The sequence below is a fragment of the Mesorhizobium sp. M8A.F.Ca.ET.207.01.1.1 genome (assembly GCF_004794715.1).
In the GTDB taxonomy this organism is placed as follows: Bacteria; Pseudomonadota; Alphaproteobacteria; order Rhizobiales; family Rhizobiaceae; genus Mesorhizobium.
Window position 1 is genome coordinate 1 of the sequence record NZ_SRUS01000327.1, and the last position, 329, is coordinate 329.

Consider the following 329-nt stretch of genomic DNA (forward strand, 5'->3'; position numbering starts at 1 on the left):
GACGAAACCGCTGCACAGCTGATCGCCATGCCGCTGAGCGCATTGATGCTGCTGGAGTTCCTGCACGTCGAGCCGGGCCAGTGGATCGTGCAGAACACCGCCAACGGCGCGGTGGGCAAGTCGCTGGCGATGCTGGCGCGGGCGCGCGGCGTGCACGTGGCCAACCTGGTGCGCAATGCCGATGCGGTCGCGCAGCTGCAGGCGCTGGGCATCGACCATGTGTTCGACACCTCGGTGGACGGCTGGAAGGATCGTGTGCGTGCAGCGACCGGCGAAGCGCAGGCGGCGGCCGCGGTGGATTCCATCGGTGGCGACGCCAGCGGTGACCT

At 69.0% G+C, this 329-nt stretch carries 1 protein-coding gene; it reads left to right on the forward strand.

Annotated elements, in window-relative coordinates; translation table 11 throughout:
• Positions 1–329 (forward strand): zinc-binding dehydrogenase (locus EN850_RS34765; RefSeq protein ID WP_145973030.1); only part of this gene is annotated, 329 nt, incomplete at both ends.